This window comes from Anaeromyxobacter sp. PSR-1, assembly GCF_000964525.1.
Lineage (GTDB): Bacteria > Myxococcota > Myxococcia > Myxococcales > Anaeromyxobacteraceae > Anaeromyxobacter.
This window is the reverse complement of record NZ_BAZG01000027.1, coordinates 12,544-37,302: the sequence shown is the minus strand read 5'-3', so window position 1 is coordinate 37,302 and position 24,759 is coordinate 12,544. Positions and strand designations below refer to the sequence as shown.

Here is a 24,759-nt window from a genome sequence, read left to right as displayed (position 1 = left end):
GAGCTGTTCGACCCGGCCACCGAGGCGTTCGCGTACACCGGGTCGCTGGCGCACCCCCGCGGCGGCCACGCGGCGGTGCGGCTCGGCGACGGGCGCGTGCTGGTGGTGGGCGGGCTCGACGCGGCGTGGACCTACGTGGCCGAGGCGGAGCTGTGGGACCCGGACACCGGCGCGTTCACGCCGGCCGGCGCGCTTACGACCCCGCGGGCGGACCACACCGCCACGCTGCTCGCCGACGGGCGGGTGCTGGTGGCGGGCGGCACCGACGCCGACGGCACGCGGCTCGACACGGTGGAGCTGTGGGACCCGGCGACGCGGGCGTTCACCCCGGGGCCGGCCCGACTCGGCGCGGCGCGCGCCCTGCACACCGCCACGCCGCTGCCCGACGGACGCGTGCTCGTGGTCGGGGGCGAGGACGGCCACGCCGCGCTCCGGCAGGCGGAGGTCTACGAGTAGGCGGCCGGGCGATACCGCCGCCTCCCGGGCCCGCTCCCGGCCGGGCCCCCACGCGACGTCCTGTCCGGGCATCTGGTAGAACCCGGGGCTGAGCCCGAGGCCTCCCGTGTCGCCGCCCTCCAGACCCGCCGCGTCCGCAGAGCCGCCCAGCCAGGACTCGCCACGCGCCGAGTCGGCCGACGCGCACCGCTCCGTCCAGCTCACCCGGCTGCTGGCCGAGATGGTGCACGTGAACGAGGTGTCGCTGGGCGACGCCTGGTCCCCGGTGCTCCGGCCCGGCGCGACCATCGGGCGCTTCCGGCTGGTGCGCGAGCTGGGCCGCGGCGGCTTCGGGGTGGTGTACGAGGCCGAGGACGGCGACCTGGGCCGGACGGTGGCGGTGAAGGTGGTGCGCCCCGGCACGCGCATCGCGACCCGCGGCCGCGAGTGGATGCAGCGCGAGGCCGAGGCGGTGGCCCGGCTCAACCACCCGAACATCGTCACGCTGCACGACTTCGGGCAGGCGCCGGAGGGCCCGTACCTGGTGTTCGAGCTGCTCCGCGGCGACTCGCTGGCGCGGCGGCTGGAGCGCGAGAAGACGCTGACGTTCGACCAGGTGGTCGGCCTCGGCATCGCCATCACCCGGGCGCTCGTCCACGCGCACGCGGCCGGCGTGGTCCACCGCGACCTCAAGCCCGGCAACGTGCACCTCGCCGACGACGGCGAGGTGAAGGTGCTCGACTTCGGGTTCGCGCACCTGTTCGGCCGCGGCGGCATCGGCGACGGCGGCACGCCCGCGTACATGGCGCCGGAGCAGTGGGAGGGGGAGGGCGGCGACGCGCGGGTGGACCTGTTCGCGCTCGGCGTCATCCTGCACCAGTGCCTCGCCGGCGCGCTGCCGTACCGGGTGGACAAGGACTGGAGCGAGGCGCAGGAGCCCGGCCCGACGCCGGCCCTGCCGCGCCGGGCCGCGCCGAGGGCGCTCCGGGCCCTGGTGCGGCGGCTGCTCGATCGCGATCCCGCGAGGCGCCCGGCCAGCGCCCGCGAGGCCCGCGACGCGCTGCTCGCCATCCAGCAGGCGCACGCCGGCCGCGCCCGCCGCGGCCTCCTCTACGCCACCGGCACGGTGGCGATCACCGCGGTGGTGCTCTCGGCGTGGCTCGCGCTCGACCGCGAGCCGCCGCCCGGCGAGCAGGTGAAGGCGGTGCTCGCCGCCATGGAGAACCGCGCCGAGGATCCCACGCTCGACGCCGTCCCCGGCCTGCTCGCCGCGGCGCTCGAGCCCTCGAAGCGCGTGCGGCTGGTCGCGCCGGCGCGCCTCGCGGCGGTGTCGCGCGAGGCCGGCATGGGCGAGCCTGGGCGGCTCGACGCGGAGCGCGCCCGCAACCTGGCGCGGATCGCCGGCGCGGGCCTGGTGATCCTGCCGTCGGCGGAGCGCGGCGAGCACGGCCCGGTGCTGGCGGTGCGGGCGATCGAGTCCGAGACCGGCAAGGAGCTGTTCGAGGCGAGCGTGGACCTGTGGAGCGCCTCGGGCATGTCGGACGGTGTGGACGAGCTCGCCGAGCGGATCCGGCGCGAGGCCAAGGAGCGCCGCGCCGACCGCCGCGTGCGGCGCCCGGTCGCCGAGGCCGTGACCGCGAGCCCGGAGGCGGCGCGCTGGTACTACGCGGGGGTGGATTGTCTGGAGAGGGCGGAGTCGACCGAGCCAGCCGTAGAGGGCTGCGCCTCCGCCTTCGAGCGGGCGCTCGCGATCGATCCCGCGTTCCCGCTGGCGCACTACCGGCTGGCGGCAGCGCGGTCGCTACTGGGCACGAAGAGCGAGGTGGGGTCGCGGCACGTCGAGGCTGCGCTCCGAGGCGCCACTCGCGTCACGGAACGGGAGCGCCTGCTGATCCAGGCGCTGGCCGCGCGCATCGGCGGGAAGCTCGAAGATGCGCGCCAGCTCTACGACGCCATCCTGGTGGACGCCGCCGACGACCTCGAGGCGCTGGAGGGCGGGGGCGAGGTACTGTGGCGCCAGGGCAAATGGGCGGACTGCGTACCCTACTACGAGAAGGTTGTCGCGCTCGCGCCAGATCGGCCGGATCCCGTGGCCACGCTCACCGAGGCGCTCGGGCGACTCGGCCGCTGGAGTGAGCTGCGCGCCCTGCGCGACCGGGTTTCCGCGCGGGCGGACTCGCCGGGGCGCAGCGCGTCCCTGGTGGACATCCACCTGTGGTTGGGTGAGCCGGACGCTGCCCTCGCGGAAGCGCGTCGCGCGCTTGAACACCACGGTGACGCGCAAGCATCACTCGTCTGGTACGCGGCGAGCGGGGCCGGCGACGTTCGCGAGATGGGCTCGATCGCCCGGCGCCTACCGGTGGAAGACGCCGGTCGGAGACGCGCGCATGCGCTTGCGACGCAAGGGCGGGTCCGGGAGGCGCTACTGGAGAGTTCGAGGAACTATCTCCAGCGCTCCGACGCACGAAGTCAGTCGCGCCATTACACCGCTGCGCTCCTCGCGATGATCGGGTGGAACCCTGCGCGCGTCTGGCCATACGCGGCCCGGGCGGCTGCGGTGAATCCGGCGTACGCTGCAGATCTCGCGGTGCCGCTGGCTTTGCTCGGTGATCTTCCGCACGCCCGCGAGCTCGCGCGGGCGCTTCCCCCGGGATCGGTGGCGGCGGAGGAGCTGACCGCGCTCGAGCTTTGGCAGGCGGGTGACGCAGTCGGAGCGCTCGCCCGGCTCGCCGCGGCGGAGGCGCGAGATGCATGGCCGGTGGAGGGGCTCGCTCCCGCTTACCTGGCTGCGGAGGTGAGCGCGGCCATCGGCGACGATCGAGAGGCGGTCGCGGCCGCGCAGCGGTTCTTGCGGCTGCCGCCACGCGGCTCCTGGCGGACGTTCGCATATCCGCGCACCCTCTACATCATGGCGCGCGCCCAGCTGAACATGGGCGATCGTGCCGCGGCCCGCGCGACCGTGAATCGCCTGCTCGGGATCGTGGCCAACGCCGACACCGATGTCCCGCTGGCGCGGGACGCGCGTGCGCTGTGGGCTTCGCTGTAAGTGTGCGCCACGGCGTGTGTCCGCCCGTGAAGTAGCATCGGCTCGCTGCAATTCCATCTGAAATAGGAGACGACATGCCCAAGAATCCGGATCTGATGGTCACAATCGAGGAGAAGGATCGTCCCGCGGTGACCGCCGTCGAACTCGCGACCTCCCGCCCGTTCGGCCTCGAGAGCGTCAGCCCCGAGCTCGCCGCGAAGCGCCAGGCGACCGCCGCCGAGCTGGTGGCGACGCTCTCCAAGCTGCTCGACCTGCTGCAGCGCGCGCACCGCGAGAGCTTCCTGAGCGAGAGCAGCATCCAGCACATGCAGGCGGTGGAGCGCTGGTACACGACGCTCCAGGCCGAGGCGGCGCAGGCTGCGCCCGCGGCGGTGCCGGAGAAGACCGCCATCTAGTGGCGCATCGCCGGCGCGCGCCATCCCGGCGCGCCGGCTCCTTCCCGTGATCCTCGCCATCACCCACGCCGGCGACGAGCACGCGCCGCTCGTGCTCCGCGCCCTCGAGGCGCTCGGCGCGGAAGCGACCGTGCTCGACCTCTCGGACCTGCCGCGCCGGGGAAGGGTGGTGCTCGGTTACGGCGCGGGCGGTGGCGCGCGGGAGCTCCGGCTCGAAGGACGCCCGCCCATCGACGCGGCGCGGGTCACCGCGGTCTGGTGGAGGCGGCCCCAGCCACACGCCGCCGCGCCCGGCCTCCGCCCGGAGGACGCCGCGTTCGCCACCCGGCAGACCGGCGAGGCGGTGATGGGCCTCGTGGCCTCGCTGCGCGGCGCGCGCTTCGTCAACGATCCCTGGCGCGACGCGGCCGCCGCGCACAAGCCGCACCAGCTCGCCGCCGCCGAGCGCGCCGGGCTGCCGGTGCCGCGCACGCTCGTCACGAGCGACCCGGACGCCGCGCGTGCCTTCCTCGATGCGTGCGGTCCGGACGGCGCCGTCCACAAGGTCCTCGCCGCGGGGAGCGCGGCGCTGTGGCGGCCGACCCGCCGCGTGGGCCGCGACGACCTGGCGCGGCTCGCCTCGCTGCCGCTCGCGCCGGTCATCTTCCAGGAGCGCGTGCCGGGGGTGGACGTGCGGGTGACGGTGGTCGGCGACGCGCTCTTCGCGGCCGACCTCGACGCGCGCGACACGGTCTCACCGGACGACTTCCGGCCGGTGACCCACCTCTGCCGCGTCGCGGCCTGCGAGCTGCCCGACGCGATCGCGGCCGGGCTGCGGCGACTGGTCGCCGACCTGGGCCTCCTGTACGCCGCGGCCGACTTCCGGCGCCGCGACGACGGTTCCTGGGCGTTCCTCGAGCTGAACCCGAGCGGACAGTGGGGGTTCGTGGAGGAGCGGACCGGACAGCCGATCACCTCGGCCCTCGCCCGGCTGCTGGCGGGCCGGTGACCCACCTCGCGGCCGCCTCGACCCGCCGTGCAGGGTCGTCTACATTGCCCGGGATGGACGTCGAGGCCCGGATATCGGCGGCGCTGGAGGCGGGCGATCACCGCCTCGCCGCGACCGAGATCATCCGCGGCTACGGCCCGCGGATCCTGGGCTACCTGAACGTCCTGCTCCGCGACGAGACCGCCGCCGCCGACGCGTTCGCGCTGTTCGCCGAGCAGGTGTGGCGCGGCATGCCGGGGTTCCAGCGCCGCTCCAGCGCCCGCACCTGGGCGTTCAAGGCCGCCTGGAGCGCCGCCATGAAGGTCCGCGACGACGCCTGGCGGCGGCTCGGGCAGCGGCTCGACACCACCGAGGCCACCCGGCTCGCCGCCGACGTCCGCACCCGCACCGCCGTCCGCCTCGAGCGCCAGCGGCAGGAGCTGGAGGAGCTGCGGGCGATGCTGGACGACGAGGAGCAGACGCTGCTCGTGCTCCGGCTCGACCAGGAGCTCTCCTGGGACGAGGTCGCGGAGGTGCTGTCGCAGGACGGGCAGCGCGTGGACCCGGCCACGCTCCGCAAGCGCTACGAGCGCATCAAGGACCGGCTGGCCGAGATCATCCGGCGCCGCGCGGTCGAGGGCAGCCGCGAAGAATCCTGACGGACGCCCCATTCTGGGTAAACGTTCTATGACGCCGGAATGGTGAGGGGTTTCCCCGGGCCGCGCGGAACCCGCGCCCGACGCGTCACACGCCGCGGGCCGGCCGTTCCAAGTCTGCGGAGCGTCCAAGGGTGAGCGCTCCACTCGAAGTGGCCGGGGGGCCACGGGGGCTCCGCCGGGAAACCGGCGGAGCCTCCGACTTTTCGGCCCTCGACTTCGCGCCAGGTGAGCAGATCGCCCGCTCACCCTGAGCGTAGGCGAGCCGTCAGGCTCGCCGGAGTCGAAGGGCTACCAGGCGTACGCCTCGGGCGCCTCGCCCCCGGGGCCGGGCCAGATCGCGTCGATCTCCTGCAGCGCGGCCGGGTCGAGCGTCAGCTCGGTCGCGGCGATGGCCTCGTCGAGCTGGGCCACGGTGCGCGGCCCGACGATCGGCGCGGTGACGCCCGGCCGCCCCAGCACCCACGCCAGCGCCACGTCCGCGGGCCGCTGGCCCATCTCGGCGCAGAGCTTCTCCCAGCGCTCGAGCTGCGGGCGGTGCTGCTCGATCTTCTTCTGCACCCGCTCGCCGGCGCGCCGTCCCGCGGTCGCCTTCGCGAGCGCGCCGCCCAGGAGGCCGCCCGCGAGCGGGCTCCAGGGCAGGATGCCGACGCCGTAGGCGCGGCAGGCCGGGATGACCTCCAGCTCGATGGTGCGCGAGGCGAGGTTGTAGAGGCTCTGCTCGGAGACGAGGCCGAGGAGGTTCCGCCGCGCCGCGGCCTCGCAGGCCTGCGCCACGTGCCAGCCGGCGAAGTTGCTGCTGCCGACGTAGATCACCTTGCCGTCGCGCACCAGGCGATCCATCGCCTCCCACAGCTCGTCCCAGGGCGTGGCGCGGTCCACGTGGTGCATCTGGTACAGGTCCACGTGGTCGGTCCCGAGCCGGCGCAGGCTGTCCTCGCAGGCGCGGCGGATGTGGAACGCGGAGAGCCCGCGGCCGTTCGGCCCCTCCCACATCGGCCCGTACACCTTGGTCGCGAGCACGATCCGCTCGCGCCGCCCTCCGCCCTGCGCCAGCCAGCGCCCCACGATCTGCTCGGTGCGTCCCTCGCGCGGGAGCCGGCCCCACTCGCTCGCCTTCTGGCCGTAGACGTTGGCGGTGTCGAAGAAGAACACGCCGGCGTCGAGCGCGCGGTCCATGATCCGGAACGCCTCGTCCTCCGGCGTCTCCGGCCCGAAGTTCATGGTGCCGAGGCACAGCCGGCTCACCTCGAGCCCGGTCCTTCCCAGTCGCGTGGTGTCCATGGGTGGAGGTGATGGCGCCTCCGGCGCGCGGGCGCAAGCTGCGCCCAGGTGTCGCAGGGCCCGGCCCGGGGCGGACGTCCGCGCGGGCGCGGCCGGCGGCCGGCCGCTATCCTCGGGGCGTGTCCAAGGCCTTCACCAGCGAGGAGACGCCCGACCTCGGCCCGGTGGTGCGACCGCCGCCGCGGCTCGCGCCCGGCGAGGTGCGCTACGTGACGCCCGAGGGGCAGGCCGCGCTGCGCGAGGCGCTGGCGCGGCTCCGGGCCGACCGCGGCGACGCCGCCCGGCTGCCCGACGCCGAGCGCGCGGCGCGGATCGCCGAGCTGGACGCGCGCATCGCCGCGCTCGACGCGACGCTGGGCGCGCTCACGGTCCTCGGGCCCGAGGCCACGCCGGAGGGGCAGGTGGGGTTCGGGACCTGGGTGACCGTCGAGGAGGAGGACGGCCGCCGCGTCACCTGGCGCCTGGTCGGGCCGGACGAGGCCGACGCGCGCCGCGGGCTCATCAGCGCCGGCTCGCCGGTGGCGCGCGCGCTGCTCGGCCGACGCGCCGGCGACGTGGTGGAGGTGAACCGGCCCGGCGGCGAGGCGGAGCTGACGGTGGTGGCGGTGCGGCGCACCGCGCCGCCGTGAGGCGACGCTCGCCCTTCGACTCCGGCGGGCCTGCGGCCCGCCTACGCTCAGGGTGAGCGGGCTTCTCCCCGGAGGCCGCGCGGGGTCGAGGGACTCAGGCCCGCCCGGTCTCCAGCCAGCGCGCCCAGTCCTCGCGGCCGTTCGCGCGCGCCGTCTCCGCGGCGCGGGGGTGGTCGTAGGCGACGCAGCGGAACGCGACGCTCCAGCCGCGGGGCGTGCGGTGGCAGATGGCGTAGCGGGCGTGCGGCGAGCCGTTCTCGACCCTGTGGTGGGAAGGGTGGTCGTCCTCGTAGGCCTGGAGCCCGACGCTGCCCGGGTTCACCACCAGCCGGCCGCCGCTGAGCCCGATCGCGTGCGGCACGTGCGAGTGGCCGCAGAGGATGAGGCTCCGGTCCACGCCGAACGCGCGGGTCTCGAGCGTGGCCGGCGCGGCCAGGCGCAGCCCGCCGTGCTCGACGTCCTCGAGCAGGTGCTGGGTGTCGCTGGTGGGCGTGCCGTGGCAGAGAAACACGCCGCCCCGCGCCAGGTCGAGCGTGGGCGGCAGGTGGCGCAGCCACTCGCGGTGGCGCGGCGTGGTGTGCTCGAACGCGTGCTGGTCGGCCGCTCCGCCCGCGTGGTGCTCGCAGGCGAGGAGCTGCCGCTCGTGGTTGCCCGCGATGGTCGGCAGGCCCAGCGGGATGAGCAGGTCCGCGGTGGCCGCCGGCTCGAGCGGCCCGGAGAGGACGTCGCCGATGTTGACGACGAGGTCCACGCCCTGCCGGTGCGCGTCCTCCAGCACCGCCTCGAGGGCCCAGACGTTCCCGTGGATGTCCGACAGCGCCGCGATGCGCAGCATGGCCGCGCAGTATTCCGCCGGGGCGCCGCGAGGGCACGCGAAAAGTGTGGCCCGGCAGGAGCGGACCCGCCGCCCGATCCTTCCGCTCGCCCTGAGCCCGTCGAAGGGCGAGCGATGCCGCGGCTACCGCGCCTTGCGCGCCGGCCGCGATACGGGCACCGGTGCGTCCTCCCGCTCCGCGCCGCCTTCCTCGTCCTGCATCCAGCGCTTCAGCGCCGGCACCGTGCGCGAGGCCCAGGCCCGCGAGGCGCGGACCTCGAGGAACGCCGCCGCGAGCGCGTCCACCAGCGCCGAGAGCCGCTGCGCCTGCTCCAGGCGCTGGACGAGCTTGTCGTCGTCCGCCTCCGCCAGCGGCGGCGGCAGCTTCGCGCCCTTCACGTCGAGGAACTCCGCGTCGAGCGTCACCTCGTAGGCCTGCTCGCCGTGCTGCAGGCGCACGCGCGCCTGGTGTACCAGCAGCCCCGCGTCGAGCGCCCGCCGGACCTCGCGCGCGTATGGCGCCTGCGTGCCCCGCGCCGCCAGCTCCGTCACGTCGCCCACCACGCCCCGCAGCGTGACCCGCCCGACGAAGAGGACGACGACCGGCGTCCCGTCCAGCTCCGTGACCGGCTCGCCCGACTCCGAGCGCCACAAGAGCCAGGTGAGCAGCTCCCGCCCCAGCCACGTGCGGCCGCGAACCAGCGCCTCCCGCGCCTTGTCGCGCTCGACCTCCGCCTCGTCCCGCCCGTCCGCGTCGGTCGCGACGCCATCGACGCCCGTGTCGCCCCGCAGGAACGCCGCCTCCGCCCTCGCCTGATCACGCCTCGACATGGAGCGCCTCCTTGCCCGAGATGCCCGTCAGCGCCGCCGTCGGCGCCAGCGCCGCGTCGGAGATCTCCGACCGGACCGCCAGCGCGCTCACCGAGGAGGGCGTCGGCTTGATCTCCAGCGCACCCTCGATGGCCGCCGCGATCTCGTCCACCAGCTTGCGCGAGGCCGCCCACACCAGCAGCTCGCCCGAGGCGAGGTGCAGCGAGACGTCGTGGACCTTGGTGGACGGGACCGCCCGCTGCCGGTGCGCGTGGCGGATGAGGTCCTTCTGCGTCGCCTTCTCGCCCTTCGTCGGCGGCCGCCCCCGCTCCTTCTCGTGGAGCGCGACCCAGCGATCCAGCTCCGCCCGGACCGCCGAGGAAGGGATGCGCAGCGTGTCCACCCGGAACGCGAACAGCGCCCACTCGCCCTCGAGCACCCCCGAGGTGAAGTCCGTGACCCCCGGATCCTCCGCGGAGACGAACCCCGCCGCGCGATCGTCCTCCCCGCGCTCGATGTCGAGCGGCTCGAAGGCCCCCTTGGCCAGCCCGCGGGCCAGCCAGCGGCGCGTGTCGGAGGAACGCTTCGCGGGGATCTCCGCGCGGAAGCGGGCGAAGGTGACGGAGCCTCGTCGGATGGGCATAGGGGGGCGCAAGATGGGGGAGGGAGGGAAGAAGGTCAAGCGGCTCCGCGTACGCACCGCGATCACCGTCACGTCGCGCGTCCCCGTGGCGTTCCCGCGTAGCGATCCATCACCGCATCCCCAAGCACGGCCCGCGCCGCGAGGAGGTTGTGCGCCGCGCAGAGCACGCGAAGGTTGGCGACGGTGGACTCCCCGCCGAGCGCGAGCGGCACGACGTGGTCGAGCTGGAGCGCGTGCGTGGACCCGCAGACGTCGCCATCCGCCAACCGCCACTGGCAGCACCCCCCATCCCGCCGCCAGACCTCGCGGCGGACGTGGGCAGGGATGCGATCCGGATCGCGAGAGGGCCGGGCCGACGCCCGGGGCCGGTCCGTGAGCGCCCCCTTGCGCTTCTCCGCCTTCGCCAGCAGCAGATCGACAGCCGCCTCCAGTAGCGCGTCATCCGAAAGGTCCGGCCGAAGATCCCGCAGCCGCTCCAGCTTGCGCGCGAAACATTCACTTACCGTGACGTGGAGCCGCTGCAGGGAGGCGGTGAGTGGGGTGAGCTCCGCCAAGGAGCGATACGGAGGCGGTGCAGCCGGCGGTTCAACAGTTGAACCGGCGGCCAGCGCAGGGCCCTTCAGTTCAACAGTTGAACCAGAAGTCACCACAGGGGCGCGCGGTTCAACAGTTGAACCATTCGCCCCAGGCCCGCGCACCGGAGTGAGGACCGTCCGCTCCGGCGGCGCCGGATGCGGCGCCAGCGCCGCGACGACCTCCGCCGCCTCGTGCCGCGACAGCCCATAGAACCGCGGCAGGACCGTCTCCCAGTTCTCGCCCGTGACGACCCGCGCCACCTCGATGACGGTGGTGAAGCAGAGCCGCCCATCCCGCAGCGGCTCGACGACGGCGGGCACCGCCTGGATGAGCTCCGCCGCCACCTTGCGGTACTGCGCGGAGCCCTTGGACAGCCGGAGCTCGCGGTGCAGGTAGTGGAAGAGCGAGGCATACCCCAGGTCCGCCCACGCGCGCCGCCCGTCGAAGTCCGCGAGCGCGACGAGGAACTCCGCGAGGGCAGTGTGCTCGCGGCGGAGCAGGGTGGAGAGGTGATCCGAGAGTGCACGCGCAGTGTCCATGCAGGCACTCTCGCATGCGTTTCCGGGCGCTCGCCGGACGCACGCATTCGCCTCCAGACGCGAGAAGGGAAGGGCGAGATCGCGAACGCGCTCGAAGCGCCGGCACGATCGCCAGGCAAGGCCCAGCGCATCCAGGGCGGCCTCCCCGCACTCCCCGCGGCGAGTGGGTCGCCGAACAGTGAAACCACGTCAAGCGCGGCGAAGGTGCCCGTTGGGTCGCAAGCGGTCACTCACGGTGACTACGTCACGCTCATGGTTCGACAGGCTCACCATGAGCGGAGGTCGGAGGCGGAGTCACGGTGACTACGTCACGCTCATGGTTCGACGGGCTCACCATGAGCGAAGGACCAGAGGCTCATCGCCAGCGGAAGACCAGGGGCTCGCCATGAGCGAGGCACTGTGACTACGCCACGCTCATGGTTCGACAGGCTCACCAGGGGCTCACCATGAGCGGAGTCTGGAGGCTCACCATGAGCGGAGGTCGGGGCTCACCATGAGCTGAGTCACGGTGACCACGCTACGCTCATGGTTCGACGGGGCTCACCATGAGCGGCGAGCAGAGCCGCGCGCGCCAATCGAGAGCCAGCCCCGCCTCCACTTCAAGCCTCTCGCAAGCCGATCCCGCGTCGCCGCTCCCGGCCACCCAGGCCCGTGCCGCCAGCCCGCTGCCCGACCTCTAGCTCCTTTCCAAAGGCCCGCCGCCCAGCTCCTCTTCACCGAGCCACCAGCAACCCCGCCGCCTATCCACGACAGCTACGAGTGCAACTCGACGACATCCCCATCCCCCAGCACGTGCCCCCGATCGACCTGCTGCCCCTCGAACCGCGCGTGCGGCCCCCACAGCCTCGCGAACTTCAGCCGCTCGGCGAGATCGTGATGCACCCGATCCGCGAGGTCGTGCACCGTCGCCCCCTCCGGCAGCACGAACGGCTTCCCCGCGTCCGCCGCGTGCCCCGGCTCCTTCGTGTGCACGCGGATCCGGTGCAGCGACCTGAACAGCACCGCCCGCAGCCCATCCAGCCCATCTCCCCGGGTGGCCGACACCCGGAACATGAACAGGTCCGGCGGCACCGCCTCCCGCGCCAGCGCCGCGAACGTCCCGTCGTCGTCCAGGTCGCACCGGTTCGCGAGCACCACCACCGGCACCGCCCGCTCCAGCGGCGACGCCCCCGGCGCCGCCGCCCGCCCCGCAGGCCGGACCCTCGCCCTCTCCAGCAGGTCCAGCGTCGCCCGAAGCCCCGCCTCCAGATCGTCCGCGGCCACGTCGAGCACGATCAGGACCCCGTCCGCCCCATGGACGAGCTGCGGCAGCCACGGCGGCACCTGCGCCCCGCCCACCGCCGGCGTGTCCACGAGCTGCACCTGCACGTCCTCGAACTCCATCATCCCCGGCAGCGGATCACGCGTGGTGAACGGGTACTCCGCGATCTCCGGCTTCGCGTGCGTGAGCGCCGCGAGCAGCGACGACTTCCCGGCGTTCGCCGGCCCGACCATCACCCACTGCCCCGCCCCCTCGCGCACCACCTGGCCGACCTCGGCGCGACGCCCGGGCCGGTGCGCGTGGGTCGCCTCCTCCTCCAGCTTCGAGAGCCGGGCGCGCAGGTCCCCCAGCAGCTTGTCGGTCCCCTTGTGATGGGGGAGGAGCGCGATCATCTCGCGGAGCGCGTCCTCCTTCTCCTCGCGCGTGGTGGCGCGGTGAAGGCGCAGCTCCGCGTCCTTGTACCGGGGCGGCACGTTCGCGGGCATGGTCCGATGCTCCTTCGGCGGCGCCGCGGACGGCACGGCCGCAGAAGGGCTCGCCCGGTCGAGGGAAACCGTGCCGTTTCGCCGCACCGCGGCATGAGCCTGAACGATCGTTTCGGGTACCTTTCCCACATGCCCTTCCTCGTCCGTTTCGCCTCCTCCACCGAGGATCGCGACGCCGCCTACGCCCTGCGCCGCGACGTCTTCGAGTTCGAGCAGCACATCCCCCGGCCGCTCGACCGCGACGCCTTCGACTTCTCCGCCGACCACGTGGTCGCGTTCGACCGCGGCGGCCACTGCGTCGGCACCGGCCGGGTGGTCCGCACCGACCAGCGCACCTGCCAGATCGGCCGCATGGCCGTGGCGCAGGAGGCCCGCCGCACCGGCGTCGGCGCCGCCATGCTCGACTCGCTCGAGCGCATGGCCCGCCTGCGCGGCATCCGCGAGGTGGTGGTGGCCTCGCAGCTCGGGTCGGAGCCGTTCTTCCACGCGCGCGGCTACCGGCGCGAGGGGGACGTGTTCGAGGACCAGGGGGTCCCGCACGTCCACATGCGCAAGCTCCTGCTGGTGAGCTAGCGCGCCGCCGGGCGGCCACCCGGGAGCGGAGGGGCCCCGGGACGGCCGGCCGGAGGGCGGCGAGGCGCGGAGGGTGCAACGCGCGCGCCGCTGGGTTAGAGTGCGCCCCCGACGCACAGACGCTCGCTCGCCCCGGGTCCCGCGGCCCGGGGCGATTCGCATTCTGGAAGGACCCCCGCAGTCCATGAGCCACCACGAGATCTCGCGCCGGCGCACGTTCGCCATCATCGCCCACCCGGACGCCGGCAAGACCACGCTCACCGAGAAGCTGCTGCTCTACGGCGGCGTCATCCAGCTCGCCGGCGCGGTGAAGGCGAAGCGCGGCCGGGCCAACGCGGTCTCGGACTGGATGGAGATGGAGCGCGAGCGCGGCATCTCCATCACCACCAGCGTCCTGCAGTTCCCCTACCGCGGGCTGCAGATGAACCTGCTCGACACCCCCGGCCACGCCGACTTCAGCGAGGACACCTACCGCACGCTGCACGCGGTGGACGGGGCGGTGATGCTGCTCGACTGCGCCAAGGGCGTCGAGTCGCAGACCCGCAAGCTGTTCCGCGTCTGCCGGCAGCGCTCCATCCCCATCTTCACGTTCGTGAACAAGATGGACCGCCCGGGCCGCGACGCGTTCGAGCTCATCGGCGAGGTGGAGAGCGTCCTCGGCATCGGCGTCTACCCCATCACCTGGCCGGTGTTCCGCAGCGGCGTCTTCCGCGGCGTCTACCACCGCATGGCGCGGCGCGTGTACCTGTTCGACGCCGACCACGCCAACTCCAGCTCCACCACCGGCGCCGAGCGGCCGCCGGTCGAGGTGACCGGCATCGACGACCCGATGCTCCGCGAGGCGCTCGACGACGCAGGCTACGATCGCCTCCGCTCCGAGGCCGACCTGCTCGACGCCGCCGGCGACGGGTTCGACCGGGAGCGCTTCGAGGCGGGCGAGCTGTCGCCGATGTTCTTCGGCAGCGCGGTGAACAACTTCGGCCTGGAGGCGTTCCTCGAGACCTTCAGCGAGCTGATGCCGCCGCCGCGCCCGCGCGACACCGACCAGGGCCCGGTGGAGCCGACCCGCGACGAGTTCAGCGGGTTCGTGTTCAAGATCCAGGCGAACATGGACAAGGCGCACCGCGACCGCGTCGCGTTCGTGCGCATCTGCTCCGGCCGGATGGTCCGCGGGATGAAGGCGCACCACGTCCGCAGCGGCAAGGACGTCCGGCTCGCGAACCCCACCCAGTTCCTGGCCCGCGACCGGAACGTGGTGGACGAGTCCTGGGCCGGCGACGTGGTCGGCATCCACGACCCCGGCAACCTCGAGATCGGCGACACGCTCACCGGCGGCTCGCGCTTCGTCTATGAGGGCATCCCCAGCTTCGCGCCGGAGCACTTCCGGCGGCTCGCGCTGGTCGATCCCATGCGCCGCAAGCAGTTCGCGACCGGCCTGGAGCAGCTCGCGCAGGAGGGCACGGTGCAGCTCTACCGCCCGCCCGCGGGCCGCGCCGGCGACCTCGTGCTGGGCGCGCTCGGCCAGCTCCAGTTCGAGGTGGTGCGCTACCGGCTCGAGTCCGAGTACTCGGTGCAGGTGCGGGTCGAGCCGGTGCCGTACCAGCTCGCGCGCTGGGTCTCGCGCGCCGACGGCAAGCCGCTCGACCTCGACGCGCTCCACGACGCGGTCGAGGGCATGGTGGTGCTCGACGTGCGCGACCGGGCGGTGGTGCTGTTCGACCGCGAGTGGGCGCTCCGCACCGCGGAGCGGCTCCACCCCGAGTACCGGTTCGCGGAGACCGCGACGGGCGTGGTCGTCCGCGCGGCCTGAGCCGCGCCCGCTCGCCCTTCGACTCCGGCGGGCCTGCGGCCCGCCTACGCTCAGGGTGAGCGGGGGATGCGAAGCGACTCCGTCCGCTCATCCCGAGCGTGGCGCAGGGTGAGCGGGGGTGCGGAGCGTCTCCGTCCGCTCATCCCGAGCGTAGCGCGGCGGCCCTTCGACTCCGGCGGGCCTGCGGCCCGCCTACGCTCAGGGTGAGCGGGGGGTGCGAAGCGTCTCCGTCCGCTCATCCCGAGCGTAGCGCGGCCGCCAGGCCGCGCGGAGTCGAGGGACGAGCAGGCGAATCCGCCTCAGCCCCCGCGCTGGATCAGCTCGATCTTGTAGCCGTCGGGATCCTCGACGAACGCGATCACCGTGGTCCCGTGCTTCATCGGGCCGGCCTCGCGCACGACGCGGCCGCCGCGCGCCTTGATCTCGGCGCAGGCGGCGTAGGCGTCCGGCACCTCCAGCGCCACGTGGCCGAAGCCGGTGCCGAGCTCGTAGCGGGGCGTGTCCCAGTTGTGCGTCAGCTCGATGGCGGTCTGCTCGGACTCCGGGCCGTAGCCCACGAACGCGAGCGTGAAGCGGCCGTCGGGGTACTCCTGGCGGCGGAGCAGCGTCATGCCGAGGACGCCGGTGTAGAAGGCGAGCGACCGCTCCAGGTCGCCGACGCGGAGCATGGTGTGGAGGATGCGCACGGGGATCTCCGGGGTGCGGGTCAGCTGAAGTCGGTCAGGTTCTTGCGCGTCGCGTTGCGGCGCGGCTCGGAGCGCGCCTGGCACTCCGGGCAGAGCGCCGCGTAGGGCATGAGCGCGAGCCGGCGGGGCGCGATCTCCTCCTCGCACGACTCGCACAGCCCGAAGTCGTCCGGCCGGTTGGCCAGCTTCGCCAGCGCGCGGTCGATCCGGCCGACCAGCTCCGCCTGCCCCTTGTTGCGCTGCGAGGCGAGCACCTGGAGCATCTCGGACAGCGCCTGCGCGTCCTCGTCGGAGACGCCGGTGCTGGCCGGGTCCCGGCGGTTCGGCTCGATGCGGGCGGGGCCCGCCTGGACGAGCTGCGCGCGCAGCCGCTCCAGGGCGAGCCGGTGGGCGGCGCGCTCCTTCGCGTTCATGGCCGCTCCTTAGCCCAGAACCGTGGGACGCGCCATCGCGAACACCCGGTGCGGGGGTCGACGGCGGCCCGCGTTCGTCTTACTCGGTGGGGGCCGCTCGACCCTCACCCCGGAGCTTCGCATGCGCGTCGGCTGCCCCAAGGAGATCAAGAACAACGAGAACCGCGTCGGCCTGACGCCCGGCGGGGCGCGGTCGCTCGTCGCGGCCGGGCACGACGTCCTGGTCGAGTCCGGCGCCGGCGAGCGCAGCGGGTTCACCGACGCCGAGTACGAGGCGGTGGGCGCGCGCATCGCGCCGGTCGCCCGGCAGGTGTTCGAGCAGGCCGAGCTGATCGTGAAGGTGAAGGAGCCGCAGCCGCCGGAGCTGGCCGCGCTGCGGCCCGGGCAGATCCTGTTCACGTACCTGCACCTCGCCCCGGACCCGCTCCAGACGAAGGCGCTGCTCGAGCACGAGGTCACCGCCATCGCCTACGAGACCATCCGCGACACCTCCGGCCGCCTGCCGCTGCTCACCCCCATGTCCGAGGTGGCCGGCCGCATGGCCGCGCACGTGGGCGCGTTCTACCTGCAGCAGCCGAACGGCGGGCGCGGCATGCTGCTCGGCGGGGTGCCCGGCGTGCCGCCCGCGCACGTGGTGGTGCTGGGCGGCGGGGTGGTGGGCCTGAACGCCATCAAGGTTGCGGCGGGCATGGGCGCGCGGGTCACGGTCCTCGACAAGAGCCTGCCCACGCTCCGCTACCTCGACGACATCTTCGGCAACCGCATCGAGACGCTCTGGTCCAACGAGGCGCACGTGGAGCAGGCGCTCGTCCAGGCCGACCTCGTCATCGGCGCGGTGCTCATCCCCGGCGCCGCCGCGCCACGACTGGTGCAGCGGCGCATGCTGAAGCACATGAAGCCGGGCTGCGTCATCGTGGACGTGGCGGTGGATCAGGGCGGCTGCGTCGAGACCACCCGGCCGACCACCCACGCCGACCCGGTCTACTTCGTGGACGGCGTGCTGCACTACGCGGTCGCGAACATGCCCGGCGCGCTCCCGCGGACCTCCACGCTCGCGCTCACCAACGCGACGCTGCCGTACGCGATGCAGCTCGCCGGCCGCGGCGTGAAGGACGCGCTCCTCGCGGATCCGGGCTTCCTGGCCGGGCTCAACACCTACCGCGGCAAGCTCACCTGCGCGCCCGCGGCGGAGAGCCTGGGGATCCCGTACACCGACCCGCGGACGCTGCTGTAGGCCGCGCGCCAGCTCCGCTCGTGGTTCGACAGGCTCACCACGAGCGGATCTTCGCTGCCCGCTCGCCCTGAGCGCGTCGAAGGGCAGGCTCGGATTTCTGCTGACCCGCTCACCCCGAGCCTGTCGAGGGGCGAGCGGTCCGGCCGCTACCCGCGGTCCCGCCGCGGCAGCACGTCCTTCAGCACCTCGCGGGCCTGGCGCACCATCTCCACGGTGGTGTCCCAGCCCACGCAGGCGTCGGTGACCGAGCAGCCGTAGCGGAGCTTCGAGAGGTCGTCGGGGATGGGCTGGCTGCCGGCCTCGATGAAGCTCTCGACCATGAAGCCCACCACCGACCGGTTGCCCTCGCGGACCTGGTGCACCACGTCGCGGAGCACGAGCGGCTGGAGCTCCGGCTTCTTCCACGAGTTCGCGTGGGAGCAATCCACCACCAGGTTGAGCGGGAGCTTGGCGCGGGTGAGGGCCTGCTCGGCGAGCGAGATGGAGACGGTGTCGAAGTTGGGCCGGCCGCCGCCGCCGCGCAGCACCAGGTGGCCGTAGCGGTTGCCGCGGGTGCGGATGATGGCCGACTGGCCCTGGCCGTTCACGCCGAGGAAGCTGTGCGCCCGCGCCGCCGAGAGGATGGCGTTCACGGCCGCGTCCACGTCGCCGTCGGTGCCGTTCTTGAAGCCGACCGGGGTGGAGAGGCCCGAGGACATCTCGCGGTGGGTCTGCGACTCGGAGGTCCTGGCGCCGATGGCGGTCCAGGAGACGAGGTCGCCGTAGTACTGCGGCGCGTGCGGGTCGAGCGCCTCGGTGCCGGCGGGCAGGCCGAGCTCGTTCACCTGGAGCAGGAAGCGGCGCGCCCGCTCCATGCCCTCGTCGATCCGGAACGAGTCGTCCATGTACGGATCGTTGATGAAGCCCTTCCAGCCGACCGAGGTGCGGGGCTTCTCGAAGTACACGCGCATCACCAGCACCAGCGTGTCCTTCACCTCCTCGGCGAGGTGGCGCAGGCGGCGCGCGTAGTCGAGGCCGGCGGCGGCGTCGTGGATGGAGCAGGGGCCGATGACGCCGAACATGCGCGGGTCGCGGCCGTCGAGGATGGCCTCGATGGCGCGGCGGCCCTCCACCACGGTGCGGACCGCCTCCTCGGTGATGGGGATGCGCGCCTTGACCTCGTCCGGGGACGGCATGAGGTCGAACGCGGCGATGTTCAGGTCCTCGGTCTTCTGCACGGGCTCGCTCCGGCGCGGGGGAAGGGGAGCGAAAATACACCCGATCGGCGCGTCCGTTCCACCCCGCGCAGGGGCGATTCCCGGCCGGAAACCGCCGGCCCGCCGGTCGCGCGGCCGCCTACGGCACGCGCGCGGAGAGGATCGGGATGATCCAGGCGGCGTACTGGTCCGGATCGCGGATGGTCGCGATCTGGTCGTCGAAGTGGCGCCGCGCCTCCTCGGCGGTGAAGCGGGTGTGCTGACCGATGGCGTCGGCGTAGCCGTCGCGCCAGGCCTCCCAGATCGCCGCGAACGTCTCGCGCGGCACGCGCAGCGTGTCCACCGCGACGTAGTCGAGCGTGAGGTCGGCGAGGCCGAGGGCGCGCATCATGGCGAACGCGCGCCGGCCGACCAGCATGTCCGAGCCGGTGCGGGCGCCGAACTCGCGCGGCGCGGCCGGCCAGAAGTCGGCCGGATCCAGCGTGCGCGCGGGGAGGTGGATCATCCCGTAGTCCTCGGCCAGCAGGTGGATGCGCCCGCCGCGGCGCGTCACCCGGGCCAGCTCGGCCAGCGCGCGCTCGGGGTGGGGGATGGCCTGGATGACGTGGCGGCAGACCGTGAGATCGAACTCGCGATCCGGCAGCGCCAGGTGGAACACGCTGCCCTGCGCGAACGAGACGCGGGGCGCGAGCGCGCCGTGGCGGGCGCGGGCCACCCGGAGCGGCGGCTCGAGCACGTCCACGCCGAGGACGGTCGCCTTCGGGAACAGGCCGGCGAGGCGGGCGGTGATCTCGCCGGTGCCGCAGCCCGCGTCGAGGATGCGCGCGCCGGCCGGCAGCTCGTAGCGCCGGAAGAGCGGCGCCTCCTGCGGCCAGATGGCCGAGGCCTGCGCGGCCAGGTTGCGGAACATGGACTCGTCCGCCATCTGGCGGGCCTGCGGGTTCAGCGTCTCCTGGCTCATGCACCGCCTCCGCGCGCCGGCCACCCCGGCGGCCTCAACAGATGGCGAGGCGTTCGCGCGCCGTCAAGGTGCCTGGCGCGGCGCGGCCGGCGGGAGCGGCCGGTCGAGCTCCTGGTCCTGCCAGGCGGCCGGATCCTCGAGGGCCTCGAGGTGCGTCTCCATGGTGGCGTTCGGCAGCACCGCCCGCACCTCCTGCTCGATGGCGTCCACCAGCCCGTGCCCGCGCGCCACCGTCCAGGCGCCGGGGACGAGCACGTGCACCGTCACGAACCGGCGCGACCCCGCCTGCCGCGTGCGGAGCGCGTGGAACTGCACCTCCGGGCACGCGTGCCGGTCGAGCACGGCGCGGAGCGCGGCCTGCTCCTCCGGCGCGAGCGCGCGGTCCAGCAGCCCGAGCGCCGAGCGGCGGATGATCTTCACGCCGGTCCACACGATGTTCGCGGCGACCGCGAGCGCGATGAGCGGATCGAGCCGCTGCCAGCCCGTCACCGCCACCAGCCCGACCGCCACCAGCACCCCGGCCGACGTCCACACGTCGGTCATGAGGTGGTGGGCGTCGGCCTCGAGCGCGATCGAGTGGTGCCGCCGGCCCGCCCGCAGGAGCACGCGCGCGACGCCGAGGTTCACGAGGGACGCCGCCACGGAGACGACGAGGCCCAGCCCCACCTGCTCGATCGGCCGCGGCGAGAGCAGGCGCTCGGTGGCCGTCCAGGCGATCCCCGCCGCGGCGAGCAGGATGAGGGCCCCCTCCGCGCCGCTCGCGAAGTACTCCGCCTTGCCGTACCCGTACGCGTGCTCCTCGTCGGGAGGGCGGGCCGCCACGCCCAGCATCGCCAGCGTGAGCATCGCGGCGACGAGGTTCACCAGCGACTCGAGCGCGTCGGAGAGCAGGCCCACCGAGCCGGTCAGCAGATACGCGCCGGTCTTCAGGCCGATGGTGGTCACCGCCGCGGCGATGGAGAGCCAGGCGAAGCGGGTCAGGGAGGCGCGTGCGCGGGCGGGGGCGGTCATGACGGACGGTGCCTGTTGTCCGCCCGGGCCGCGCCGGCGGCAAGCGCGAAGGGGCGGGCGGTGCCCGGCGCCCGCGGCGAGCGGCTGCCTGCGACAAAGAGCCGCACGGAAGGCCCGGAAAGCGCGTGACGAACCGTTTGATCCCGATCATCTCAAGGGATAGGTTCCTGCCCCGTCTGGTACGGAAGGGTTCCGGGGGCTCGCTGTTGAATGGCAGCCCGCGCCGGACGGTCACAGCGCTGCAGCATGCGCAACTTCGCTGCGGTTTCCAGGGCGGCTGGCCGCCCGCACACGAGGGATGGATGCGAGTCGAAGCACCTGATCCGGGCGCGAGGCGGGACGGCGCACGCCCGTGGTCGTCGGTCGCACCCGCATGGGTGTTCCTGGGGGCGCTGGCCCTGGCCGCGAGCGGCTGCCAGCGCGAGTCGGTGAGCCACTTCCGCGTGCCCAAGGCGGCGCCGGAGCCGGCCGGCATGGCGGCGATGCCCGCCGGCATGGGCGGCGGGATGGGCGCGCCCGGCATGGCCGGCGACGTGCCGCCGCCGGCGCAGCCGACCGGCTCGTCGGCGCTGGCGTGGACGCTGCCGAAGGGCTGGAACGAGGTCCGCGGCGGCGGCGCGATGCGGTACGCGACCCTCACGCCCCCGGCCTCGGGCGGCAAGGTGGAGGTGACGGTGATCGTCCTCCCCGGCCCGGCGGGCGGCGAGCTCGCCAACGTGAACCGGTGGCGCGGGCAGATCGGCCTGCCGCCGCTCGACGAGGCCTCGCTCGCCTCCGCGCGCAAGCACGTGAAGACGCGCGCCGGCGACGTGTCGGTCTACGACTTCCTCGGCGAGGGCCAGCAGAAGACCCGCGTGGTGGCCGGCTTCACGTTCACCGAGGGCAACACCTGGTTCCTGAAGATGTCCGGCGACGCGGCCGCGGTCGGCGCGCGCAAGCCCGAGTTCGTTTCCATGCTGGAGAGCCTCCGCCTTGACGCGAATTGAGAACCGGCCCCTGAGCGCGCTGCTCGACGTGCTCACCTCGCTGAAGCTCACCATCGTCTGCATGGCGGCGCTGATGGTGCTGGTGGTGGCCTGCACGCTGGCGCAGGTCCACCTCGGCACCTGGGGCGCGGTCAACGTGTACATGCGCAGCTGGCTGGTCTGGTGGGACGTGCCGGGCACCGTGCTCTCGGTGCCGGTGTTCCCGGGCGGCGCGCTCGCGGGCGCGGTGCTGGCGGTGAACCTCATCGCCGCGCAGCTGAAGCGGCTCGAGCTGTCCTGGAAGAAGGCGGGGCTCTGGATCGTCCACGCCGGCCTCATCCTGCTCGTCATCGGCGAGTTCGTGACCGGCATGTTCCAGCAGGACATGCAGCTCGCGTTCGAGGAGGGGCACACCGCGAACTACGTGGAGTACCCCCGCGAGAACGAGCTGGCGGTCATCGACGTCACCGACCCGGCCTGGGACGAGGTGTACGGCATCCCCGAGACGCTGCTCGCCCGCGCCGACGAGGTGCAGGTGCCGGGGACGCCCATCACCCTCAAGGTGAAGCGCTTCCTCAAGAACGCCGACCTTGCCATGCGCACGCCGAACGACGCGCCGGCCATCGCCACCGCCGGGGTGGGCACCAGCATCCGCGTGGCCGAGCTGCCGCCGGTCACCACCGACGACCGCCCCAACGCCACCGCCGCGTTCGTCGAGCCGGTGGCGGGCGGCCGGAGCTACGGCACCTGGCTGGTGTCGGCGCTGCTCGCGGCCCCGCAGCAGTTCGTCTACGAGGGGCGCACCTACCAGCTCGCGATGCGCTCGCGGCGGGTCTACCTGCCGTACTCGCTGACGCTCAAGGACTTCACCCACGACGTGTACCCGGGCACCGAGATCCCGAAGAACTTCTCGAGCCTGGTGCACCTCAACAACCCCGCCAAGGGCGAGTCGCGCGACGTGCTCATCTACATGAACCAGCCGCTGCGCTACGACGGGAAGGCGTTCTACCAGGCCAGCTTCGGAAAGGGCGACACCCTCTCGATCCTGCAGGTGGTGTCGAACCCGGGCTGGCTCCTGCCTTACATCTCCTGCGTGCTGGTCACGGTGGGGCTGCTCGTCCACTTCGCCATCACGATGAGAAGGTCGATGCGGCGCCGTGCGGCCGCGGCGGAGGCGCACTCATGAAGCTCGAGAAGCTGATCCCCTGGCTCGCCGGCGGCCTCGCCATCGTCGGCGCCGCCATCGCCGTCATCCCGCCGAGCCCGGTCCGCGGGTTCGACACCGACGCGTTCGGCCGCCTGCCGGTGCTGGAGGGCGGGCGCGTGAAGCCGGTGGACTCGGTGTCGCGGAACGCGCTGCTGATGATCCGCGGGCAGCAGAGCTTCAAGTACGACCCGGACGGCGACGGGCCGCAGAAGGGCCGGACCATCTCGTCCGACGAGTGGATCCTGGACGTCCTGTTCCGCCCGGAGCTGGCCGACCAGTACCCGGTGTTCGTGATCAACGACCCGGAGGTCCTCGGGCTCATGGGCATGCGCCAGAGCTCGAACCGCTACTTCGCGTTCAGCGCGCTCGTGCCGCACCTGGAGGAGATCCAGAAGCAGGCCATGGCCGCGCACCAGGTGGACGCGAAGCAGCGCACGCGCTTCCAGTCGGCCATCGCGAACCTGTTCGAGCGCGTGTACCTCTACTACCGCCTGAAGAACACGGTGCAGCTCGCCGGCTCGCCTGGCCTCGCCGCCGAGGTGGCCTCGGCGGGCACGCCGGGCGCGCAGCAGCGCCACCAGGCCATCGAGGAGCTGGCCTACTTCCGCCCGATCCCGCCGGCCGCGGGCACCACCGGCGACAACTGGCTCAACATGGGCCAGGCGCTGCGCGGCGCCGCCTCGGGCCAGCCGGGCGACGCGCTCTCGGGCTGGGCGCGCCTCTCGGTCGCGTACATGGCGCAGGATCCGTCCAGCTTCGGCCGGGCGGTGGCCGACGTCACCGCCGCGGACGCCGCGGCGCGCCCGGACTCGATCGACCTCGCGGGCCACGAGATCGTCTTCAACCGCGCGCAGCCGTTCTACGCGGGCATGGTCGTGTACGTGCTGGCGATGCTGGCGCTGTTCGCGTCCTGGCTCTGGAAGCCGAAGATCCTGCAGCCGGCGGCGTACGGCCTGCTGGTCGCGGGCGCGGTCATCCACACGCTGGGGCTCGTGTCGCGCGTGCTCCTGCAGGGCCGCCCGCCGGTCACGAACCTCTACTCCTCGGCGGTGTTCGTGGGGTGGGGCGCGGTGGTGCTGGGCGTCATCCTGGAGCGCATCTACAAGAAGGGGTTCGCGACGGCGGTGGCGGCGGCCTCGGGGTTCGCCTCGCTCATCGTGGCGCACCACCTCTCGGGCGACGGCGACACGATGGAGATGATGCGGGCGGTGCTGGACTCGAACTTCTGGCTCGCCACCCACGTCGTCACCATCACCATCGGCTACAGCGGCACCTTCCTCGCGGGCGCGATGGCCATCGGCTACACGCTCCGCAAGCACCTGGTCCGCAAGCCTGACCCGGGCACGACCAAGGCGCTCATGGGGATGACCTACGGCGTCATCTGCTTCGCGCTCTTCTTCAGCTTCCTGGGCACGGTGCTGGGCGGCATCTGGGCCGACCAGTCCTGGGGCCGGTTCTGGGGCTGGGATCCGAAGGAGAACGGCGCGCTGCTCATCGTGCTGTGGAACGCGATCATCCTGCACGCGCGCTGGGGCGGCTTCGTCCGCGAGCGCGGCATCATGGCGATGGCGATCTTCGGCAACGTCATCACCAGCCTGTCCTGGTTCGGCGTCAACATGCTGGGCGTGGGGCTCCACTCCTACGGCTTCATGGACAGCGCGTTCTGGGCGCTCACGGGCTTCATCGCGTCGCAGCTCGCCATCATGGCGTTCACGCTCCTGCCCGCGCAGTTCTGGAAGACCGCGAACGCGCACGGCAAGCAGCAGGAGCCGTCGCCGGAGCCGGGGCACTAGTCCTACGGACACGCAGGGAAGCCTTGACGGCTCCGCTCCGAGACCTGGGGCGGGGCCGTCGTCTTTGGTTCTCTCGTTGTCCGCTTCCAGCGGGCCCTGTCCTGGAGACGGGCCGCGGGGTCGGCGCTCCGGGCATTCGCGGCGGTGCTCGCTCCGCAAGGCCCGGGACGTGGATGGATGGCCGGAACCGGGGGCCGTGGGATCGTGGAAGCCGACGCACCGGACGGGCCAGCCGCGGGATCGGGGCCGGCGCCGGCTGTGCCGGTCCCTTCGCAGCGGCTGTCCACGGCGGTGCAGGTCCAGGATCCTGGGGACGTGCCGAGGGCTTGCTGCGCTGCGCTCCGGCGCGAACGCCCGGATCGCCTCCGTG

Annotated in this window: 23 protein-coding genes; 12 read left to right on the top strand and 11 right to left on the bottom strand. The window is 73.5% G+C overall.

What is annotated here, in order from left to right:
- The 5 genes from PSR1_RS06970 to PSR1_RS06950 form a co-directional block, all read left to right on the top strand.
- A partial coding sequence (locus PSR1_RS06970) for a kelch repeat-containing protein (RefSeq protein WP_237757854.1) occupies window positions 1-456 on the top strand: 456 nt, incomplete at its 5' end.
- Window positions 457-562: 106 nt separating this feature from the next.
- On the top strand, window positions 563-3,481 hold the full coding sequence (locus PSR1_RS06965) for a serine/threonine-protein kinase (RefSeq protein ID WP_059436895.1): 2,919 nt from the start codon (window positions 563-565) through the stop codon (window positions 3,479-3,481).
- A gap of 74 nt (window positions 3,482-3,555) precedes the next feature.
- The gene (locus tag PSR1_RS06960) at window positions 3,556-3,876 is read left to right on the top strand and encodes a hypothetical protein (protein ID WP_059436894.1); all 321 of its coding nucleotides are present in this window, start codon (window positions 3,556-3,558) and stop codon (window positions 3,874-3,876) included.
- 46 nt (window positions 3,877-3,922) lie between these two features.
- A complete protein-coding gene (locus PSR1_RS06955; protein WP_059436893.1) occupies window positions 3,923-4,864 on the top strand; it encodes an MvdC/MvdD family ATP grasp protein in 942 nt (313 codons plus the stop codon).
- A gap of 53 nt (window positions 4,865-4,917) precedes the next feature.
- On the top strand, window positions 4,918-5,502 hold the full coding sequence (locus tag PSR1_RS06950) for an RNA polymerase sigma factor (protein WP_059436892.1): 585 nt from the start codon (window positions 4,918-4,920) through the stop codon (window positions 5,500-5,502).
- Between the two features lie 288 nt (window positions 5,503-5,790).
- Here PSR1_RS06950 and PSR1_RS06945 read toward each other — a convergent pair whose 3' ends face one another.
- Window positions 5,791-6,783, bottom strand: a complete 993-nt coding sequence (locus tag PSR1_RS06945; RefSeq protein WP_059436891.1) for an aldo/keto reductase — start codon at window positions 6,781-6,783, stop codon at window positions 5,791-5,793.
- 119 nt (window positions 6,784-6,902) lie between these two features.
- Here PSR1_RS06945 and PSR1_RS06940 point away from each other — a divergent pair, with 119 nt between their 5' ends.
- A complete protein-coding gene (locus PSR1_RS06940) occupies window positions 6,903-7,412 on the top strand; it encodes a GreA/GreB family elongation factor (RefSeq protein ID WP_059436890.1) in 510 nt (169 codons plus the stop codon).
- Between the two features lie 94 nt (window positions 7,413-7,506).
- Here the strand turns inward: PSR1_RS06940 and PSR1_RS06935 are convergent, their stop codons facing one another.
- The 5 genes from PSR1_RS06935 to PSR1_RS06915 form a co-directional block, all read right to left on the bottom strand.
- Window positions 7,507-8,247: a metallophosphoesterase gene (locus PSR1_RS06935; protein WP_059436889.1), complete on the bottom strand. Its 741-nt coding sequence runs from the start codon at window positions 8,245-8,247 to the stop codon at window positions 7,507-7,509.
- Between the two features lie 123 nt (window positions 8,248-8,370).
- Window positions 8,371-9,057 (bottom strand): hypothetical protein, encoded by a 687-nt coding sequence (locus tag PSR1_RS06930; RefSeq protein WP_059436888.1) that lies wholly within the window; start codon window positions 9,055-9,057, stop codon window positions 8,371-8,373.
- Window positions 9,044-9,679, bottom strand: coding sequence for a recombination-associated protein RdgC (gene rdgC, locus PSR1_RS06925; protein WP_059436887.1), 636 nt, complete (start codon window positions 9,677-9,679; stop codon window positions 9,044-9,046). Before rdgC ends, PSR1_RS06930 begins: the two co-directional genes overlap by 14 nt.
- Window positions 9,680-9,747: 68 nt before the next feature.
- On the bottom strand, window positions 9,748-10,794 hold the full coding sequence (locus tag PSR1_RS06920; RefSeq protein ID WP_059436886.1) for an HNH endonuclease: 1,047 nt from the start codon (window positions 10,792-10,794) through the stop codon (window positions 9,748-9,750).
- A 753-nt stretch (window positions 10,795-11,547) separates the two neighbouring features.
- Window positions 11,548-12,540, bottom strand: coding sequence for a GTPase (locus PSR1_RS06915; protein ID WP_059436885.1), 993 nt, complete (start codon window positions 12,538-12,540; stop codon window positions 11,548-11,550).
- A gap of 129 nt (window positions 12,541-12,669) precedes the next feature.
- Between PSR1_RS06915 and PSR1_RS06910 the strand changes: the two genes are divergently transcribed.
- Both PSR1_RS06910 and PSR1_RS06905 read left to right on the top strand, forming a co-directional pair.
- Window positions 12,670-13,113 (top strand): GNAT family N-acetyltransferase, encoded by a 444-nt coding sequence (locus PSR1_RS06910; RefSeq protein WP_059436884.1) that lies wholly within the window; start codon window positions 12,670-12,672, stop codon window positions 13,111-13,113.
- A gap of 184 nt (window positions 13,114-13,297) precedes the next feature.
- Complete coding sequence (locus PSR1_RS06905) at window positions 13,298-14,923, top strand: peptide chain release factor 3 (protein ID WP_059436883.1); 1,626 nt, start codon at window positions 13,298-13,300, stop codon at window positions 14,921-14,923.
- 299 nt (window positions 14,924-15,222) lie between these two features.
- Here the strand turns inward: PSR1_RS06905 and gloA are convergent, their stop codons facing one another.
- Window positions 15,223-15,609, bottom strand: a complete 387-nt coding sequence (gene gloA, locus PSR1_RS06900; RefSeq protein WP_059436882.1) for a lactoylglutathione lyase — start codon at window positions 15,607-15,609, stop codon at window positions 15,223-15,225.
- A gap of 20 nt (window positions 15,610-15,629) precedes the next feature.
- Complete coding sequence (locus tag PSR1_RS06895) at window positions 15,630-16,022, bottom strand: TraR/DksA C4-type zinc finger protein (protein WP_011421162.1); 393 nt, start codon at window positions 16,020-16,022, stop codon at window positions 15,630-15,632.
- 121 nt (window positions 16,023-16,143) lie between these two features.
- Here PSR1_RS06895 and ald point away from each other — a divergent pair, with 121 nt between their 5' ends.
- Window positions 16,144-17,256 (top strand): alanine dehydrogenase, encoded by a 1,113-nt coding sequence (ald, locus tag PSR1_RS06890; RefSeq protein WP_059436881.1) that lies wholly within the window; start codon window positions 16,144-16,146, stop codon window positions 17,254-17,256.
- Between the two features lie 146 nt (window positions 17,257-17,402).
- Here ald and PSR1_RS06885 read toward each other — a convergent pair whose 3' ends face one another.
- From PSR1_RS06885 to PSR1_RS06875, 3 genes are all read right to left on the bottom strand, one after another.
- Window positions 17,403-18,473, bottom strand: a complete 1,071-nt coding sequence (locus PSR1_RS06885) for a 3-deoxy-7-phosphoheptulonate synthase (protein WP_082100167.1) — start codon at window positions 18,471-18,473, stop codon at window positions 17,403-17,405.
- Between the two features lie 118 nt (window positions 18,474-18,591).
- Window positions 18,592-19,413, bottom strand: coding sequence for a class I SAM-dependent methyltransferase (locus PSR1_RS06880; RefSeq protein WP_059436880.1), 822 nt, complete (start codon window positions 19,411-19,413; stop codon window positions 18,592-18,594).
- A gap of 63 nt (window positions 19,414-19,476) precedes the next feature.
- On the bottom strand, window positions 19,477-20,424 hold the full coding sequence (locus PSR1_RS06875; RefSeq protein WP_059436879.1) for a cation diffusion facilitator family transporter: 948 nt from the start codon (window positions 20,422-20,424) through the stop codon (window positions 19,477-19,479).
- Window positions 20,425-20,801: 377 nt separating this feature from the next.
- Here PSR1_RS06875 and PSR1_RS06870 point away from each other — a divergent pair, with 377 nt between their 5' ends.
- The 3 genes from PSR1_RS06870 to PSR1_RS06860 are packed head-to-tail and all read left to right on the top strand — an operon-like array spanning window position 20,802 to window position 24,389.
- A complete protein-coding gene (locus tag PSR1_RS06870; protein ID WP_237757853.1) occupies window positions 20,802-21,410 on the top strand; it encodes a hypothetical protein in 609 nt (202 codons plus the stop codon).
- Window positions 21,397-22,575, top strand: a complete 1,179-nt coding sequence (locus tag PSR1_RS06865) for a cytochrome c biogenesis protein ResB (protein WP_059436877.1) — start codon at window positions 21,397-21,399, stop codon at window positions 22,573-22,575. The genes PSR1_RS06870 and PSR1_RS06865 overlap by 14 nt, the downstream gene beginning before the upstream one ends.
- Entirely contained in the window at window positions 22,572-24,389 is a 1,818-nt protein-coding gene (locus PSR1_RS06860; protein ID WP_059436876.1) for a cytochrome c biogenesis protein, read from the top strand. Before PSR1_RS06865 ends, PSR1_RS06860 begins: the two co-directional genes overlap by 4 nt.
- Window positions 24,390-24,759 lie beyond the last annotated feature (370 nt).